Source organism: Glaciihabitans sp. dw_435 (assembly GCF_018449675.1).
Classification (GTDB): Bacteria; Actinomycetota; Actinomycetes; order Actinomycetales; family Microbacteriaceae; genus Glaciihabitans.
The window spans coordinates 253789-271161 of the sequence record NZ_JAAVUZ010000004.1 but is presented as its reverse complement, the minus strand read 5'-3'; the positions used below and the strand labels follow the sequence as shown (position 1 = coordinate 271161).

17 protein-coding genes are annotated in these 17373 nt (G+C 66.3%); 3 read left to right on the top strand and 14 right to left on the bottom strand.

The window, feature by feature from the left end:
* Positions 1–76: 76 nt before the first annotated feature.
* From HB677_RS08170 to HB677_RS08155, 4 genes are read right to left on the bottom strand one after another with little or no spacing between them, the layout of a single operon-like run.
* A complete protein-coding gene (locus HB677_RS08170) occupies positions 77–439 on the bottom strand; it encodes a DUF4190 domain-containing protein (protein ID WP_213815180.1) in 363 nt (120 codons plus the stop codon).
* A gap of 51 nt (positions 440–490) precedes the next feature.
* Complete coding sequence (locus tag HB677_RS08165) at positions 491–1465, bottom strand: TIGR01777 family oxidoreductase (RefSeq protein ID WP_213815179.1); 975 nt, start codon at positions 1463–1465, stop codon at positions 491–493.
* Complete coding sequence (locus HB677_RS08160) at positions 1462–2613, bottom strand: pyridoxal phosphate-dependent aminotransferase (protein WP_213815178.1); 1152 nt, start codon at positions 2611–2613, stop codon at positions 1462–1464. Before HB677_RS08160 ends, HB677_RS08165 begins: the two co-directional genes overlap by 4 nt.
* A gap of 5 nt (positions 2614–2618) precedes the next feature.
* Positions 2619–2942, bottom strand: coding sequence for a helix-turn-helix domain-containing protein (locus HB677_RS08155; protein ID WP_213815177.1), 324 nt, complete (start codon positions 2940–2942; stop codon positions 2619–2621).
* A gap of 404 nt (positions 2943–3346) precedes the next feature.
* Between HB677_RS08155 and rpsT the strand changes: the two genes are divergently transcribed.
* Complete coding sequence (gene rpsT / locus HB677_RS08150) at positions 3347–3607, top strand: 30S ribosomal protein S20 (RefSeq protein WP_213815176.1); 261 nt, start codon at positions 3347–3349, stop codon at positions 3605–3607.
* 94 nt (positions 3608–3701) lie between these two features.
* Here the strand turns inward: rpsT and holA are convergent, their stop codons facing one another.
* The 4 genes from holA to leuS all read right to left on the bottom strand — a co-directional run bounded on the left by holA (position 3702) and on the right by leuS (position 10385).
* Positions 3702–4718, bottom strand: coding sequence for a DNA polymerase III subunit delta (gene holA / locus HB677_RS08145; protein WP_213815175.1), 1017 nt, complete (start codon positions 4716–4718; stop codon positions 3702–3704).
* A gap of 27 nt (positions 4719–4745) precedes the next feature.
* Positions 4746–7085 carry a ComEC/Rec2 family competence protein gene (locus tag HB677_RS08140; protein WP_213815174.1) on the bottom strand — a complete coding sequence of 780 codons (2340 nt, stop codon included), beginning with the start codon at positions 7083–7085 and terminating at the stop codon, positions 4746–4748.
* On the bottom strand, positions 7082–7738 hold the full coding sequence (locus HB677_RS08135) for a ComEA family DNA-binding protein (RefSeq protein ID WP_307852522.1): 657 nt from the start codon (positions 7736–7738) through the stop codon (positions 7082–7084). The genes HB677_RS08140 and HB677_RS08135 overlap by 4 nt, the downstream gene beginning before the upstream one ends.
* Positions 7739–7802: 64 nt before the next feature.
* Positions 7803–10385 (bottom strand): leucine--tRNA ligase, encoded by a 2583-nt coding sequence (gene leuS / locus HB677_RS08130; RefSeq protein WP_213815173.1) that lies wholly within the window; start codon positions 10383–10385, stop codon positions 7803–7805.
* Between the two features lie 157 nt (positions 10386–10542).
* Between leuS and HB677_RS08125 the strand changes: the two genes are divergently transcribed.
* Complete coding sequence (locus tag HB677_RS08125; protein ID WP_213815172.1) at positions 10543–10986, top strand: SRPBCC domain-containing protein; 444 nt, start codon at positions 10543–10545, stop codon at positions 10984–10986.
* Positions 10987–11002: 16 nt separating this feature from the next.
* Here the strand turns inward: HB677_RS08125 and HB677_RS08120 are convergent, their stop codons facing one another.
* Positions 11003–12334, bottom strand: coding sequence for an anthranilate synthase component I family protein (locus HB677_RS08120; protein WP_213815171.1), 1332 nt, complete (start codon positions 12332–12334; stop codon positions 11003–11005).
* Positions 12335–12345: 11 nt separating this feature from the next.
* On the opposite strand from HB677_RS08120, the gene HB677_RS08115 reads away from it, so the two are divergent.
* Complete coding sequence (locus tag HB677_RS08115; protein WP_213815170.1) at positions 12346–13128, top strand: aminotransferase class IV; 783 nt, start codon at positions 12346–12348, stop codon at positions 13126–13128.
* A gap of 64 nt (positions 13129–13192) precedes the next feature.
* On the opposite strand, the gene HB677_RS08110 is transcribed toward HB677_RS08115, so the two are convergent.
* The 5 genes from HB677_RS08110 to HB677_RS08090 form a co-directional block, all read right to left on the bottom strand.
* Complete coding sequence (locus HB677_RS08110; RefSeq protein WP_213815169.1) at positions 13193–14125, bottom strand: ABC transporter substrate-binding protein; 933 nt, start codon at positions 14123–14125, stop codon at positions 13193–13195.
* 25 nt (positions 14126–14150) lie between these two features.
* Complete coding sequence (locus HB677_RS08105; RefSeq protein ID WP_213815168.1) at positions 14151–14867, bottom strand: ABC transporter permease; 717 nt, start codon at positions 14865–14867, stop codon at positions 14151–14153.
* Complete coding sequence (locus HB677_RS08100; protein WP_213815167.1) at positions 14864–15553, bottom strand: ABC transporter permease; 690 nt, start codon at positions 15551–15553, stop codon at positions 14864–14866. Before HB677_RS08100 ends, HB677_RS08105 begins: the two co-directional genes overlap by 4 nt.
* 31 nt (positions 15554–15584) lie before the next feature.
* Positions 15585–16490: an ABC transporter ATP-binding protein gene (locus HB677_RS08095; RefSeq protein WP_213815166.1), complete on the bottom strand. Its 906-nt coding sequence runs from the start codon at positions 16488–16490 to the stop codon at positions 15585–15587.
* Between the two features lie 223 nt (positions 16491–16713).
* Positions 16714–17370 (bottom strand): TetR/AcrR family transcriptional regulator, encoded by a 657-nt coding sequence (locus tag HB677_RS08090; RefSeq protein WP_213815165.1) that lies wholly within the window; start codon positions 17368–17370, stop codon positions 16714–16716.
* Between the last annotated feature and the right edge of the window lie 3 nt (positions 17371–17373).

Sequence of the window (17373 nt, the reverse complement as noted above, 5' to 3'; positions counted from 1 at the left end):
GTCATTCTTCCACGCCGGAGCCCCCGACCGCGCACCGTGTCACGCGGGACGCGCGGTCAGGGCGCGTTTCGGCCCGTTACAGCCAGTGGAAAATCGCGAAAGGAACCGCGATCAGCGCGCCGAGAATGAGAACGGCGACCCATCCGAACAGCGCGATGATGCCGAGCGCGATGCCCCAGTTGGCGTAGGCGCGACTGTACGGCTCACGCTGGCGGGCGAGGAAACCGAGCACGATCGCCGCGACCGGGATGAGCACCGTCTGCCCGAAGACGATCGAGGCGATGCCCCCGATGAGGCTGAGAATTCCGAGGGTACGGGCCGGTGAGAGTGCGGGCGCCGGGCGCGGTTGCAGGGCTGGCTGGGCGAAGGCGGGATCCGCGGGCGGGAGTGGTGCGTGCGGCGCTCCCGCTGCCGGGCCGCCGTTATCGGTTGTGGTCATGGTTTGAGGCTACGAGTCTGTCTGGTCAACCACTATCGGGGTATCCCCCGATTAATCCCTGATCTGTTCGCGCTTCAGGATGTTGCGCAACGCCGCTTCGAGCTCCGGGTACTGAAAGACGAAGCCCTCCCGCTGCAGCCGGGTAGGCAATACCCACCGGCTCTTGAGGAGCAATTCGGACTCCGACCGGATGGCAAAGGATCCGAGCTCGATCATCCAGCGGAACAGGGGCAGGCCGAAGCCGACACCGAGCACACGGCGCAGCGTCGCCATGAGGTCACGGTTGCGCACCGGCTGGGGTGACGACACGTTGACGGTGCCTTCGAACGTGGCATCCGCCTCAATAAAGCGGATGGCGCGGTAGACGTCTTCGATGTGGATCCAGCTGAACCACTGGCGACCGCCGCCCGACTTGCCGCCGCGTTGCGGGCCCCCGAACCCGAGCCGGGTGAGCGCAACGAGGGGTTTCAGGGCGGATCCATCGCCGAGGACGATCGCGAGCCGCAGGGCAACCTGGCGGACGCCCTTGCGGTGGTGGGCAAAGAACTCACGCTCCCAGGCAGTCGCCACGTTGACGGAGAATCCCTGGCCGAGTTCGCCGGTGTCGTCCGTCATCGGTCGGTCGTCGGCATGCCGGTAGATCGTGGCGGTGCTGGCGTTCAGCCAGAGTCGCGGCGGACGCGCGACGGACTCGACTGCGCGGCCAAGCTCGCCGGTGGTCAGCACGCGGGAACCGAGAATCGCCGTCTTCACCTTCTCGCTGTAGCGCGCGTTCACGCTCTTGCCGGCGAGGTTCAGCAGCAGGTCTGCCCCGTCGATGGCCGCCTCGATCGCGACGGTGTCGCCCCACGAGGCATCCGCTCCGCTGCGTCCGATCGTGACGACCGAGTAGCCATCCGCGCGGAACTTGGCGACGAAGTAGGTGCCCATGAAGCCGCCGGCTCCGGCGATGACGACGCGACGGGCCTTCGACTCCTTGGGGGTCTTCGGTGGCTTGGGCGCCTTTGCGTCCTTCGGCGGGGTCATGCGGTCACCGCGGGCGCGGGCAGCTTGCCGAGGCCGGTCATCAGGATCTCGTGGCTGACGGCGAGGCTGACGCGGATCCAGCCCTCGCCGGATGCCCCGAAGGCTGTCCCGGGGGCGACGGCGACCCGCTGGTAGACGAGGAAGGTTTCCGCCCAGGCGGCGACGTCCCCGCGGCTTGCGGTGCTGACGTCGATCCAGAGGTAGAACGCGCCGGTGGGACGCAGGTAGCGGATGCCCCGCTCGTCGAGCAATCTCGTCGCCGCGGCGATGTTCTCGCGGTAGTGCTCGCGCGCCTCGACGACCTGCGTGTGATCACCGGTGATCGCCGCGATGGCCGCGTACTGGGCGGGGGTGTCGACGCAGCTGATCGTCGTCTCCTGCACGTTGCGCATGATGTCGGTGAGGCCGGGCGGCGTGACAAGGTAGCCCACGCGGATTCCGGTCATCGCGTAGGTCTTCGACAGGGAGAACGCGGTGAAGACGCGGTCTTCCCTGTCGAGGCTGGCGATGCTGATGTGCGGTTCGTCCCAGGTGAAGTACTCGTAGACCTCGTCGCTGATGATCCACAGGTCGTGGCGCGACGCGAAGTCGAGAAGCTCGCGCAGCACCGGTTCGGGCAGCACCGTGCCGAGGGGGTTGGACGGCGAGTTGATGATCAGCACCCGGGTGCGCTCGGTGATGAGGCTTTCGAGTTCTTCGAGGTCCGGCATGAAATCGCGGTCGACGCGGAGGCTGTAGGGCACGGGCGTCGCGTTGAGCAACCGGGCGGTCATCGTGAAGGTCGTATATCCCGGGTCGGGCACGAGAACCTCGTCGCCCGCCGCGAGCAGCAGGTGCATGGCCTGGTTCAGGCCCTGGGTGGCTCCCACGGTGACCCACACCTGTTCGACCTTGACCCGCATCGAGTTTTCACGGGCGAGCTTTTCGACAATCGCATCACGGAACGGCCGGATACCGCCGTTGTCGGTGTAGTCGGTCAGGTCGTCGTCCCAGGCCTGCTTCGCCGCCGCTGCGATGTGCGGGGCAACTGCGACATCCGGCTCGCCGATGACCAGGGAGGTGATCCCCTCGAGCTGCTGTGACAGCTGAAAAATTCGGCGAATACCCGACGCCGGCACGAGTGGGATGTGCGGAGCGAGGAACGGCATGGCCCCTACGCTACTGGTTCGGCACCGTCCTGCTGCGACCGACGTTCGCTGAGAATTCGCTCGGCAGCGGAGGGAGCGCGGGTTTCCTCGGGCACCATACTGGCGGTGATTCCGCTGACCAACACGGCGGGGTCAATGTCGAGACCGCCCGCGAGCTTGATGATGTTGTGCAGGCTCAGGTTTCGGGTTCCGCGTTCGACCTGACCGACGAACGTCCAGTGCACGCCCGACAGTTCGGCGAGCGTCTCCTGGCTGATGCCCAGGCGCTGACGGTGCTCACGTACGCGACCGCCGAAGGTGCTGGCGGCATCGGACTTCGGTTCACGCATGCGTCATGACTACCCATCCCAAGTCGGGCGGACCAGAGATTTGGCGACGCGTGACGATGTATACAAAGACTATGGGTATTATTCACCTGATCGGCGCCGCACATGAGTGGCCGATTTGCCCTCAAATGCGGGAATTGGCTGCAGCCGGCGTGAATATCGGGCATGATGGGAGAAGAAACACGGGTGCACCACGCGACGACTTCATGCCGGCCGCTCAGCACTACTCGCGGAGAACGCTTCCGAAAGTGCTGTCGATTGCCCAATCGAACCACGTATCTTTGCCTGTTGGCATACGCGTACCACGTTTGCATTGCGAACGGAACGCGGACCGTGGTCGCGGATCGGTATCTGATCGGATCCTGGCGGCCCCTCCAACTACTCACGCAAACGAAAAGGTAATTCACGTGGCAAACATCAAGTCGCAGATCAAGCGCATCGGCACCAACAAGAAGGCCCAGGACCGCAACAAGGCGATCAAGAGCCAGCTCAAGACGGCAATCCGCGCCACGCGCGAGGCCATCGTCGCCGGCGACAAGGAGAAGGCCGCCACCGCGCTGGTCTTCGCGTCCAAGAAGCTGGACAAGGCCGCCAGCAAGGGCGTCATCCACAAGAACCAGGCTGCGAACAAGAAGTCCGCAATCGCCAAGGCTGTTTCGGCTCTCTAAGCCACAGGGCTCCCTCCGGAGCCTGCACGACAAAGCGCTCATCACCGGTCGGTGGTGGGCGCTTTGTCGTGGAAGGACGCGCCCGGCTGAGCTGTTAGCGTTCGCCCCGGTTGCTGATAACACCGATCATTCGCTCGAGGGAGTAGACGGGGTCTCGGCCGCCGCCCTTGACCTGGGCGTCGGTCTCGGCGAGCAGGTTGATCGCGTTGCCGAGTCCCTCATCGGTCCAGCCCTGCAGGTCACGACGGGCCCTGTCGACCTGCCAGGGCGCCAGACCGAACTGCTGGGCCAACTGGCCCGACCCACCACGGGCGCCGGAAATCTTGCCCATCGTGCGCAGCTTTGCCGCGAAAGCGGCGACCATGGGTACCGGGTCGGCTCCGGACGCCAGTGCGTGCCGCAGCAGCACGAGCGCCTCACCCCGCCGCCCGGCAATGGCCGCATCGGCCACCTTAAACGAGTTGGTCTCGACGCGCCCGGAGTAGTACTTCTCCACCGTGACCTCGGTGATCTCCTCGCTGGCGTCTGCCAGCAGCTGCTGGCACGCCGCAGCGAGCTCGGCCAGGTCGTCGGCGAACGCCGACACGAGCGCGCGCAGTGCGCTGGCCGTTACCCGTCGCTTCTGCGAGGAGAATTCGGCGGCGGCGAAGTCGAGCTTGTCGCTGTCTTTCTTCAGCTCGGCACAGACGACCTCGATGCCACCGCCGAGGCCGCCCCGCACGGCATCCAGGAGTTTCTTGCCCCGGACTCCCCCACCGTGGCGCAGCACCAGGTACGTGTCGTCAGCGGGATTCTCGAGATAACTGAGCGTCTCGCTGAGGAAGGCGTCCGTGCTCTTCTCGACGTTCGTTACCCGGATCATGCGCGGCTCCGCGAAGAGCGACGGGCTGGCCAGCGTGATCAACTGGCCGGGAGCGTAGCCATCGGCCTCAATGTCGCTGACCTCGAGGCTGGGGTCTTCCGCGCGAAGCGTGTCACGCAACAAGCGCAGGGCGCGGTCAGCGAGGAAGGCTTCTGGTCCGGAGATGAGAACGACACTCGCGGGCCGGATGGCGTTCCAGCTGAGCTGAGCGATCGCGGGCGCGGATTTTGCGGCCGGTTTGGCAGGCACGTGTGTGTCCCCTTTCCGCTGGCAAGCCTAGCCGCCGGGTGCGACACCCGACCGCTGCGTCCACACCCGCACCGAGCCGTCGGCACCTCCGGGCGCGACGAGAACGAGCCCGTCGAGGTCCGTTCGCTCCACGCCTGTCTTCACCGACGCCAGTATCTCCAGGAGCCGGGAGGTGGGATGACCGTATCCGTTGTCCACCCCGACACCGATGAGTCCGACCGTGGCGGCGACGCGGGCGTAAAACCGGTCGCTCTGATCACTGCTTCCGTGGTGGGCGACCTCGATGACATCGACCGTCAGCGGTCCGGGATTGGCCGCGAGCATGCGGTTCTGGGCGTCTTCGCCGAGGTCTCCGGGAAACAGGGAGCTGAGGCATCCGCCCGCGCACTCTCCCGCCGGCTCGAACATGATCGTGACGCTGGCGGCGTTGCCCGGCTCGATGTCCCCCAGCGTCGCGGGAGGCCAGAGCAGGCGCCACCGCAGGTCGCCGAGCATGCCCTCCGGACCGCGCGACACCTGCTCGACGATGGCGCCCGATGCCGACAGTGCGTTCACGATGTCCTGGTCCGCGGCCCCGGCGACGGGACCCACGAAGGCGTGCGTGACCTTGCTGTACACCGCGGAAACTCCCCCGACGTGGTCGAGGTCGAAGTGGCTGAGCACCAGGAGGTCGATGTGATCGATGCCGAGGGTGCGCAGGCAGGCCGTCAGCGGGGCGGGATCGGGTCCCGTGTCCATGAGGGCGACCTGCCCCGCGCTGCGGACGACCATCGCATCACCCTGACCGATGTCGCAGGCGGCGATCTGCCAGTCGTCCAGCCATCCCGACCGTTGGGCGATGTGGCTGCCGACCGCGGCCGCCGCCACCACGACGCCCACCACGACGAACAGAGCCACCCCCGCCTGCCTCAGCCAGCGGCGTACGGGAGCAAGGACCAACACGAGCCCGAACGCGGTGGCGATCGCCAGCAGGAGCGCTCCCGGTACGCCGACCGGCCACGGGATACGCGCAACGGGAAGGCCCGAGAAGAAATCCGCGACAGCGGCGATCCACGCCGAGGGGAGCCAGGCGAGCCTGGCCACGAGCACCCCGATGACGGGAACGACGGGAACAAGCAGGCACGCGATCAACCCGGCGACCGTCGCGATGGGAGCCGCCGGCGCCGCGAGAACGTTCGCAACGATTCCATACACGGGCAGCGAGGGAGCGAGCAGGATCAGCACGGGCTGGCAGGCAAGCTGGGCAGCCAGGGGTACCGCGATGACCGCCGCCAGCCAGCGTGGCAGCCAGCCTGACAGCACCCGCGTCAGAGGAGCAGCCAGCACGAGCAATCCCGCGGTCGCCAGCACCGAGAGGGCGAATCCGTAGTTGCGGGCCAGCCAGGGGTCGGTGACCAGCATCACCAGCACGGCAAGCGCCACAACGGGCAGCCCTCGCACGGGACGCCCGCTGGCCATCGCCACGAGCACAAGCGTTGCCATGACCGCCGCCCGCATCACGCTGGGCTCGGGACTCACCAGCACCACGAACAGCACGAGGACACAGACGGATGCCACGATCCGGGCCTTCCTCCCGAGGCCTGCCATCGCCCCCGCCGCGAGGATCACCCCGATCACCACGGCGCAGTTGGCGCCGGACACCGCCGTGAGATGACTGAGCGAGCTCGTCTTCATGTCGGCATCGAGGGAATCACTCACCGCGGTGGTGTCTCCGATCGCCAGGCCGGGCAGCAGCCGCCCACCATCTCCCGGCAGTTCGCCGGCAGCGGCCGAGAACGCGTCACGCAACCCGTTTGCCCAGTCGAGATACCAGGGAGGCGGCGCCCGTACCGACGGCGGTCCGTCCGCGAACAGGAGGAACGCCGTGCCGTCTTCCGGAGCCGTCGGCTTCGCCTTCACTGTCACCGCGATGGTGGTCCCTATTCCCACGCGGTGCGCCGGAGAGGCGTCGAACACCCGCACGGGTACGCGCACCGCCGTCGCCCCCACTGCCGTCAGGGTCGCGGCAAAGTTCTCGTCTCCCGGGACCACCGTCTGCGTGGTCACCACGGCTGCATCGATTCGCGTGCCGTGGGACGCCGCGCTCACCAACCACGGCGGTCGCCGTGCATCGGCGCGGGACGCCGCCGATGTCGTCACCAGGGCCACCGCAGCCAGTACGGCTGCGGCCGTGGCGAGAACGCCAACAAGGCCCCGGCCGCGTCGCGGACGACGAACTGCCACGATTCCACCAATCACCAGGAGTGCCGACACGACCCAGCTCGCCGCCGCTACCGGCCAGAGGACGCCGGGGACCGGCAGCACCAGCACAAGCCCGATCCACGCGGCTGCCGCGGGAACGGCGAGCCGCAGATCAACGCCCGTCACGTCGTCACCTCGTCCCGAAAGCCGTCCAGCGTCTTCTGTCCGATTCCGGTGACGTTGAGCAGGTCGTCAACGGAAGCGAACGGCCCGTTGGCCTGACGCCAGTCGACGATCCGACCCGCGAGGGCTGGCCCGACACCCGTGAGGGACTCGAGCGCCGAGGCATCCGCCGTATTGATATTGATCTTGGCGCCCGCGACCGCGCCGCCTCCGCCAGCGGACGGCGGTGCCGCCGGTGTCGCGCCCACCCGCGGCACGATGATCTGTTCGCCGTCGGTAATGAACCGGGCAAGGTTGAGCTGGGTCTGATCGGCGCGCGAAGTCAGTCCGCCCGCAGCAGCGACCGCGTCGATGGCCCGGTCGCCCTGATGGAGCTCGTACAGTCCGGGGCGCGCGACCTCGCCAAGGATGTGAACGAACACCGTGGTTGCCGACGAGGTGGCGATCGCCCCGGGCTTGGCGGAGGCGCTGGCGGACGCTGCGACCTGCGGCGCGGCGCGCGTCACCGTCGCCGAATGCGTGGTGGGCGAGGTTGCGGTGACGAGTACGCCGATGCCGGCGGCAGCGAGGACCACAACAACCGCGGCGCCGAGCTTCAGGCGCAGGCGTGCCCGGCCACGGTTCTGGTCGTCGGAACGCTCTCGGTGCGGTGCCACGCGGGCAGACTATGTCCGCACGCGTGGCTCCCGACCGGGAACGGATGATTCTGTGGAGGAGCTTCTACTTGGTCGCGATGTTGACGACTCGAGGGGCCCGGACGATCACGTTGACGATCTCGCGGTCACCCACGGCGCGGACGACCCCGGCGGACGCGCGGGCGAGCTTCTCGAGCTCGTCGGACCCGATCTTCGGCGAGACGGTGACACGGTCGCGCACCTTGCCATCGACCTGGATGATCGCCGTCACCGAGTCCTCGACCAGCAGGGTGGGGTCGGCCTTGCGCCAGCCGGCAAGCGCGACCGTTGGCTCGTAGCCCAGCTTCTGCCACATCTCCTCGGCCGTGTACGGCGCGAACAGGCTCAACGCGATGGCGATGACCTCTGTTGCCTCGCGCACGGCAGCGTCGCCGCCGCCGGCGCCCGTGTCGATTGCCTTGCGCGTCGCGTTGACCAGCTCCATGATCTTGGCGACGAGCACGTTGAACTTGAAGGCTTCGATCAGACCCGGTCCCTCGGCGAGGAAGCGGTGGGTGAGGCGACGCAGCGCCTGGTCTCCCGTTCTCCACTCGATGTCGGGCGAGCTCGTGACATCACCGGCGAGACGCCAGGCGCGCTTCAGGAACTTGGCGGAGGCGGCGGGCGCGACATCCGCCCAGTCAATGTCGTCCTCGGGAGGTCCGGCGAACGCCATCGTGAGACGGACGGCGTCGACACCGTGCAGGTCGAGCTGCTCGCTCAGGCTGACGATGTTGCCCTTGCTCTTGCTCATGGCGGAGCCCTCCATGAGGACCATGCCCTGATTGAGCAGCGCCGTGAACGGCTCGGTAAAGCCGACATATCCGAGGTCGAAGAGCACCTTCGTGATGAAGCGCGCGTAGAGCAGGTGGAGGATCGCGTGGGTAACGCCTCCGACGTACTGGTCAACCGGAGCCCACTTGTCGGCGAGACGCGGGTCGAACGCCTGCGTCTCGTCGTTGGGGTTCAGGAAGCGCAGGAAGTACCACGAGCTGTCGACGAAGGTGTCCATCGTGTCGGGATCACGCAGCGCGGGACTGCCGTCGCGGGGGTCGGGCACATTGACCCACTCCTCGGCGGCGCCCAGCGGCGACTGACCCTTCGGCTGCAGGTCGAGGCCCTCGGTCGGCGGCAACAGGATCGGCAGCTGGTCCTCGGACACCGGCAGCAATGCACCGTCGGAGCCGTGGATGATCGGGATTGGCGTGCCCCAGTACCGCTGGCGGGAGATCAGCCAGTCGCGCAAGCGATAGGTCTTGGCAGCGCGGCCGTTACCGGCGGCGGACAGCTGCTCGATGATCTTCTTGATCGCGTGGGTCTTGCTCAGACCGTCGATCGGTCCGGAGTTGATCATGCGACCGTCGCCGGTGAGGGCGGTACCGGTCGAGCGCGGGTCGAGAGGCGGGAGGTCATCCGGCAGGATCGCCTCGCCGTTCTCGTCGAGTTCGAGCACGGGGATCGACGTGGTGATCGGCGCGTTGGTGTCGACAACGACGCGAATCGGCAGGTCGAACTTGATGGCGAAGTCGAGGTCACGCTGATCGTGGGCAGGAACCGCCATCACGGCGCCGTGTCCGTAGTCGGCCAGAACGTAGTCGGCCACCCAGATCGGCATGCGCTCGCCCGTGACCGGGTTGATCGCGAAACGGTCGAGGGAGACACCGGTCTTCGGCCGGCTGGCGTCCTGACGCTCGATCTCGGTGGACTTTTGCACCTGCTCGAGGTAGTCCTGGAACGCCATGCGGGCCGTCGCCGTCGATCCGGCAACCAGCTCCGCGGCCAGGTCGGAGTCCGGAGCAACAACCATGAAGGTTGCGCCGTACAGGGTGTCCGGGCGGGTCGTGAAGACCGTCACCTTCTCGGCGCGACCCTCGATCTCGAAGTCAACATCGGCACCGACGGACCGGCCGATCCAGTTGCGCTGCATGGCGATGACCTTCGAGGGCCACGCGCCTTCCAGCTGGTTCAGGTCGTCCAACAGGCGGTCTGCGTAATCTGTGATCTTGAAGTACCACTGGGTCTTCTTCTTCTTGACCACGATCGCACCGGAGCGCTCCGACGTGCCGTCCGGCAGCACCTGCTCGTTAGCGAGCACCGTCTGGTCCACCGGGTCCCAGTTGACCCAGCTGTCCTTGCGGTAGGCAAGACCCTTCTTGAAGAGCTCGAGGAACAGCCACTGGTTCCACTTGTAGTACTCGGGGTCGCTCGTGTGCAGCTCGCGGTCCCAGTCGAAGGATGCCGCGTACCGGCGCATGCTCGCCTTCTGCTGGTCGATGTTGGCGTAGGTCCACACGCGCGGGTCGATTCCGCGCTTGATGGCGGCGTTCTCCGCGGGAAGTCCGAACGAGTCCCAGCCGATGGGGTGCATGACGTTGAAGCCCTGCAGGCGCCAGTAGCGCGCGATGACGTCACCGAGGGCGTACGCCTCCGCGTGACCCATGTGCAGGTCACCCGAGGGGTACGGGAACATGTCGAGCACGTACTTGCGGGGGCGCTTGTCCTCGGGGTTGCCGCTGGCGAAGGGCTTGAGCTCATCCCAGACGCCCTGCCACTTCCGCTCGATGGCAGGAATGTCGTACTCGGATGCCTCGTCGGCTGCGCTGCGATCGTGCTCGTGCTCGTGTGCCACGGATTTCTCAATTCATTGCGGGGAGAGGTGGGGCCGGCCGAATCAGTGGCCAAATGCCCCGGATAACTGTACTAAACCCAGCAGTGTCGCGCCGCGCTTGCGGGTTCGGCGCCCGGCGGGCCACCATGGGGCACGCGCCGACACCAAGGAGATACGCGTGGATGACCCGGAGATCACTCACACCGTTCACATCCAGGCACCACGCTCCCACGTCTGGGACGCACTCACCCAGCCGGAGCTTGTCGCCCAGTGGTTCGGTGACGACGCCCAGTTCGCGCTGACGCCGGGCGCCGTCGGCTCCCTCACGTTCGAGGGCTACGGCACCTTCCGGATCGTGATCGAAGAAATTGATGCACCGGCGGTGTTCGGGTTCCGTTGGGCGCGCACCGCCGACACGGACCCGACGGACGGACACGCGACGCGGGTGCGATTCACCCTCGACGACGAGGACGGCGGCACCCGGGTAACGGTCGTGGAAGACGGGTGGGCATCGCTCGACGACAGTTACGACGTGACCGCAGCCATGAAGGACAACCTCGATGGCTGGGTGCAGGAGCTCGACGAACTTCGTGCCGACCTGGAGAAACAGGACTCGCAGTAACGGGCACGCGTGCCGGTCAGTCGTCGGCGCCGAGAACTCCGAGCAGCGCGGCCGCCTTTAGGTACACCTCGTCGAGTTCTTCCGCGGGGTCGCTCAGGGCGGTAATGCCTCCGCCCGAGCCGACGGTGGCGCCGTCCGCGTCGATCACGATACTGCGGATCACCATGGCCAGATCGATGCGGCCGTCGAGCCCGAAGTATCCGAAAGCTCCCGAGTAGATGCCCCGGGGACGCTGCTCGATCCGGTCGAGAATCTCGGTCGCGGCGCGCTTGGGCGCGCCGGTCATCGACCCCGCGGGAAAGCACGCGGCGACGGCGTCGACACCGTGCAAATCGGCGCGGAGCTGCCCCCGCACGGTGCTCACCAACTGATGCACCTGCGCGTAGCTTTCGACCGCGAGCAGGCTCGTTACATCGACGGACCCAATCTCGCTGACCTGTGCGATGTCATTGCGCATCAGGTCAACGATCATCAGGTTCTCCGCGCGTTCCTTCTCGCTGTGCAGCAGTTCGTCACGGAGAAGCGCATCTTCGTCCGGGGTGGCGCCGCGACGTCTCGTCCCCTTGATGGGGCGCGACTGGATGACACCGTCCGGCGACACCGACAGGAACTGCTCCGGAGAGGCACTGAGCAGCGCGACTCCCCCAATGCGCAGAAGACCACCGTGGTGGCTGGGGCTCGCCGTCCGCAGCGCACGGTACGTCGACACCACATCGGGCGCACCCTGCACGCGGAACTCGCTCGTCAGACACAGCAGGTACGCATCCCCCGCGGCGATCGCTGCCTGGGCCTCCCCGATCATCGCCAGGTATTTGTCGTCGCTGTAGCGCCAGTATGCCGACCCGAGCAGCCGCGGTTTCCGCGGTCGCGCCGGCGGCCTCGCTCCGCGAAGTGCCTCGGTCGTCTCATCGCGCCACGCGGTGAGCTCGTCGTCCCACTCCGAGCCGAGTGCCAGCAGGGTGATGGTGGATGTCCCGTGGTCGAACTCAATCGCCCGGTCCAGATACAGGAACGCCGCATCCGGGTATCGCGACCGGCGTGTGCGCTCCGCCCCCATCGTTTCGAACCGGAGTTCATAGCTCAACCAGCCGAGCCAGCCGAGGGCGAACCCATCGCGCCCCGCGTCGACCTCGACCGCGCCCAGTTCTGCGCGCAAGAAATCCAGTACGGATCCATCGATGTCATCCGACGAGACCGTGCGCGCGGCGCGCCCGAGGTAGCTCTTGCCCGCCGCTGCCGAGTTGCTGTCCAGCCACACCACGTCGGTACTGTCACCGAACAGGGCCACAAACGCGGCATCGGGATCGACCACAACGTCGATCGGATGCCAGAGGATTCGGGGGCGCATACCCTAAGCCTATGAGTGTCAACAGCATCTACCGGTGGCAGGGCGGCGCACTCGCCGCGCTGGATTACTGCGACCCGCACGAAACTTCCCTGACCGTGGCCGATTCGTGGCGGGTGAGTGATGGGCTCACTCTCGCCCTCGGCCTCCACCGCGACCGGTTCATGTCGGCAATCCCGGCACCGGTGCGCGGCGAGCTCGACGCCGACGCCTTCTGGGACAACGCCATCGCCCTGATCCCGCGCGACGGGGACTGGTTCCCGCGGGTCGAGCTCGAGGAGGGCAGGGGCGCGCCGTCCCTGGTATTCCGGCTCCGGAGCGCCCCGGACACCACGCGCTCCGTCGTTGTTGCCACACACCAGGGGGATGACCCGCGCCACACTCCCCTCGTCAAGGGACCGGATCTCGCACGCCTGTTGCAGGCGCGTGTTGCCGTCCAGGCCGCCGGTGCCGACGAGGCGATACTGCTGACGGAAGAGGGCTACATCGTGGAGGGCGCGTACAGCGGGCTCCTCTGGTGGAGGGGAAACATCCTGTGCGGTCCGCTGTCAACCTTTGACCGCGTCGACAGCGTGACGGTCAGAAGCGTCCTGGCACTCGCCACGGCGCTGGGCATCGAGACCTACGAAGAAGCTGTCACCCCCACGGAGATCGACGGCGTCGAGCTGTGGTCGCTGAACGCTCTGCACGGCATCCGCATCGTCACGCGATGGGTTGACGGGCCCGCGCTGGCCGAACTCCCCTCACGCCTCGGAACCTGGCGTGCCCGTCTCCAGGCACTGCGCGCGGAAATCTGACCTGCGGACGCAACGACAAAGGGCGGGCACCAGCACGGTGCCCGCCCCTCAACCGCGTCGGGTGTTACTTGACGAGGCCCTTGTCGGCGAGCCACGCCTTGGCGATGACGGCAGCCGACTTCTGGTCGTTGACGCTCTCCGAGTTGAGGCTCACGAGGTCGTCAGCAGTCAGGGCCGCGTCGACATCGTTGAGGATGCCCTCGGCCTTGGTGTCGACGTTCTTCGACACGACGGGAACAACGTTGTCGGGGAAGAACAGGGCGTCGGGGTCCTGGAGGGCCACGAGCTTGTTCGTCTTGATGTTCGGGTCGGCCGTGTAGATGTTGGCGAGCTGAATGGTGTTATCCACCAGCGCCTTCACCGTCAGCGGTCCGCCGCTGTCCTGAACCGCCTTGAAGCCGGCGATCTTGATGCCGTACTTGCTCTCGAGGGTCTTCGGTCCGTACGGACGCGTCTGCAGCTCGGAGTTACCTCCGACCGTGATCGGCTCGGTGACATTCTTCAGCGACGCGAGGTCGGTGAGGCTGTACTTGTCGGCGAACGCCTGCGTGACTGTCCAGGAGTTCTGGTCGGATGCACCGGCCGCGTCGAGAACACGCAGGTTGTCGGGAAGCGCGGCGGCGAGAGCCGTGTGCACCTCATCCGGCGTTCCGCTGACAGCAGTCTTGTCGAGGGCCTGGAGAAGGCTTCCCGAGTACTCGGGGAACACGTCAATCTTGCCCGCCTCGATCTCGGGCAGGTACACCTCGCGCTGACCGATCTTGAAGGATCGCGTCACGGTGTAGCCGCCGTTTTCGAGGGCCTCCGAGTAGATTTCGGCGATGATTTCGTTGGAGTAGTAATCCTGCGAACCGACGATCAGGGTTCCGCCTGCGGCGTCGGTCGAATTGCCTCCGGTGGAGAGCGGGTCGCTCGAAGCACACCCTGAAAGGGCTATTGCTGCCCCAACCACGACTGCGCCAAACGCGACGAGCCGGCCTCTTCCTGCTGTGAACATTCTTGATTCCTTACTATGAGGGGCGTTAGCCCACTACCGCGCGAGATCGGGATGACTTCGTGCGGACGGTTGTGGGGGCGCGTGATTTCACGCCGGCGGGGACGACCAGTCGTTCGAGAACGCTGAAGATCGCCTCGGACAGCAGGGCGAGGGCGACAACAATGATCGATCCCGCGAGCATCTGCGGGTAATCGTTGGTCTGCAGTCCCAGAAAAATGAAGTGGCCGAGCCCGCCACCGCCGACATAGTCGGCGAGAGTTGCCGTGGCGATGACCTGCAGCGAGGCCGAGCGGAGCCCGCCCATCAGCAGCGGCAGCCCGAGCGGGATCTCTACCTTGCCGGCGATCTGCCACTCGGTCATGCCGACGGCGCGGGCCGCATCAATGGTGCGGCGATCAACGGCCTCGAACCCCGCGTACGCACCGGCGAGAATCGAGGGAATGGCGAGCACAACGAAGGCGATGATGGGCGCCTCGAGTCCAATACCGAGCGTCAGGGCCAGGATGATGGTGAGTCCGAGGGTCGGCAGGGCACGCACTCCGCCGGACACCGCGACGGCGAGAGTGCGCCCGCGACCCGTGTGCCCGATGAAGTAGCCGAGCGGGACGGCGATGACCGCCGCGATCAGCAGCGAGATCAGGCTGATCCTCAGGTGTTCCAGAATGCGGGTGTCAATTCCATCGACGCCGCCGTAGTGCGCGGGATCAAAGACCCAGGCGAGCCCCTCGAAGAAGATGTTCACGCGGTCACCTCCCGTTCGGCGAGGCGGCCGCGCGAGTCATCCCGAGTCTTGCGTGGCGCTCGCGTCCACGGCATGAGCAGGCGTCCGAGCTGGACGATCACGAGATCGAAAATCAGGGCGAGCACGATGGTCACCACAATGCCGGTGTAGATCTCCGCGGTGATGCTGCGCTGGAACCCGTCGGTGAACAAGCTGCCGAGACTCGAGATGCCCAGCACCGCGCCGACCGTCGTGAGGCTGATCGTGCTGACGGAAACGACGCGAACGCCGGCCAGCAACACGGGACCAGCCAACGGCAGTTCCACGCGCCAGAAGCGCGTCCAGGTGGAGTAACCCATCGCCGTGGCGGACTGGATGACGTCACCGTCGACGGACGCGAGACCGTCGGCCGTGCTGCGCACCATGAGGGCGATGCCATACAGGGTGAGCGCGATCGTCATGTTGATTGGGTCGCGGAGCCCGGTGCCGATGACCACGGGGATGACGATGAACAGGGGAAGCGACGGGATTGCGTACAGCAGGCTCGAGAGGGTGAGCAGCACGCCCCGGCTCCAGGCGAAACGGTTGGCGAGCCACCCGATGGGAATCGACAGGATGAAGCTCAGGAGGATCGGCGGAAGCGCGATCGCGAGGTGATCGAGGCTGAGCTGCCCGATCAACTCAAGGTTGTTGGATATCCACTTCATCGCGGTACCCGTCCCTTCTCCCGCCGGGGCATCAGGCGTCGCCGGCCTGGTCGGTCTTGTTCGAGATGCTGCGCGACTTGGGACTGGGGTTTCCCACGGCGAGGCGCCCACCGGGCGCGGAAATCACACCGGCGGCGTACCCACCGGCGTCCACGAGAAGCAGGTCGTCGCCGCTGGCGGCGATGTTGGCGTCAACCGTGAGGCGGCGCTTACCCCGGTCTGCACCGATGAAGCTGGCGACGAAGTCGTTGACGGGGTTCGCAAGGATCTCCTCCGGGGTTCCCTGCTGGGCAATCTTGGCGCCCTTCTGGAGGATGACCACCTGGTCTCCCAGGAGGAACGCTTCGTCAATGTCGTGGGTCACGAAGACGACAGTCTTGTCGAGATCGCGCTGCAGGCGGATGGTCTCCTGCTGAAGGTCGGACCGCACGATGGGGTCGACCGCGCCGAAGGGCTCGTCCATGAGAAGGATGTTGGGATTGACCGCGAGCCCACGGGCGACGCCGACGCGCTGCTGCTGTCCACCGGACAGCTGGCTCGGGTAGCGGTTCGCCAGCGAGCGGTCGAGACCTACCCGGTCGAGAAGATCGAGGGCGTCAGCGTGTGCCTGCTTGCGGGGCACTCCGTTGAGCAGTGGAACCGTCGCCACGTTGTCGATCACCTTGCGGTGCGGCAACAGGCCGGAGTTCTGCATCACATAGCCGATGCCACGACGCAGATGCACCGGCTCGACCGCGGAGATGTTCTCTCCATCGATCTCGATGGATCCGCTCGAGGGATCCACCATGCGGTTGATCATGCGCAGCAGTGTCGTCTTGCCACAGCCGGATGACCCGACAAAGACCGTCGTCTTGCGGGAGGGAATCGTGATGCTGAAGTCGTCGACCGCGCGGGTCCCGTCGGGGAACTGCTTTGACACGGAGCGGAATTCAATCATCGTGCGGCTCATTCCTCGTGGCTTCCACGGATCGACACTTGCCCGTTAGCTTTCAGTTAAACACTATTCGGCACCACCGACGAAACCGGATTGCTAATTGTTACCGCAATCTGACGATGTCTCCGGTGCCTAGCATTCAACGTCTCACCGGCGGGGAAATTCCCGCGCCGACGAAGTCTCCCGGGGGAGATCTGTTGCAGTCCTGCGCACGGCTCGGCGGCCCCTAGAGCGTCGTTGCTCCGAAGTGCTCGCTGAGAACGGAGCGCACGATGGTGCGAGCCTGCTCGAGGAAGCGGGGGTCACCCTCCGGGTCCCGGGCGAATGCCCGCGCGACGAGCGCGTCGCTGATCTCGATAGCCGTCTCAAACGCGAAACGGCTTTCGTCGGTGTCCTCGAGATCGAAACGCTCGACGAGCGCGCGCATCATTTCATCAGCCACGCGGGAGTTGAACGTCTCGGGATCGAGCGGCGGTCGCAGGTCGAGCACATCGCCGACGCGCAGAGAACGGAACCCCGGCTCCACGCGGAAGGCCTCGACGAAGATGTCAAAGCTGGCGCTCAGTGCCTCGAGCCACGTCTGGTGACGCTCGTCGAAGAAGTCGGCGCGAATGCGCCCGAGCACGCGATCGAGGTTGCGCCCCGCGAGGGCCTGAAGAACCGCGATGCGATCAGGAAAATAGCGGTACACCGTGCCAATTGAGGCACCGGCGTGTTCGGCCACCATCGCTGTGGTGAGCCTCTCGTAGCCGAGATCGTCGACAACGGACGCGGCGGCGTCCAGCAACGTCTCCAGTCGCGCCGCGCTCCGAGCCTGTACGGGCTCATTGCGAAGCTGCGCTGGTCTCCCGACCGGAACTTCGGTGAGATCTGTAAGCGGCACTGC

Bases quoted from the DNA above. Each gene is read 5' to 3' on its own strand.
- HB677_RS08100 (WP_213815167.1), bottom strand. From the start codon at position 15,553: ATGAAGTGGATATCCAACAACCTTGAGTTGATCGGGCAGCTCAGCCTC.
- HB677_RS08155 (WP_213815177.1), bottom strand. From the start codon at position 2,942: ATGCGTGAACCGAAGTCCGATGCCGCCAGCACCTTCGGCGGTCGCGTA.
- HB677_RS08110 (WP_213815169.1), bottom strand. From the start codon at position 14,125: ATGTTCACAGCAGGAAGAGGCCGGCTCGTCGCGTTTGGCGCAGTCGTG.
- HB677_RS08170 (WP_213815180.1), bottom strand. From the start codon at position 439: ATGACCACAACCGATAACGGCGGCCCGGCAGCGGGAGCGCCGCACGCA.
- HB677_RS08120 (WP_213815171.1), bottom strand. From the start codon at position 12,334: ATGCGCCCCCGAATCCTCTGGCATCCGATCGACGTTGTGGTCGATCCC.
- HB677_RS08165 (WP_213815179.1), bottom strand. From the start codon at position 1,465: ATGACCCCGCCGAAGGACGCAAAGGCGCCCAAGCCACCGAAGACCCCC.
- HB677_RS08095 (WP_213815166.1), bottom strand. From the start codon at position 16,490: ATGATTGAATTCCGCTCCGTGTCAAAGCAGTTCCCCGACGGGACCCGC.
- HB677_RS08115 (WP_213815170.1), top strand. From the start codon at position 12,346: ATGAGTGTCAACAGCATCTACCGGTGGCAGGGCGGCGCACTCGCCGCG.
- HB677_RS08160 (WP_213815178.1), bottom strand. From the start codon at position 2,613: ATGCCGTTCCTCGCTCCGCACATCCCACTCGTGCCGGCGTCGGGTATT.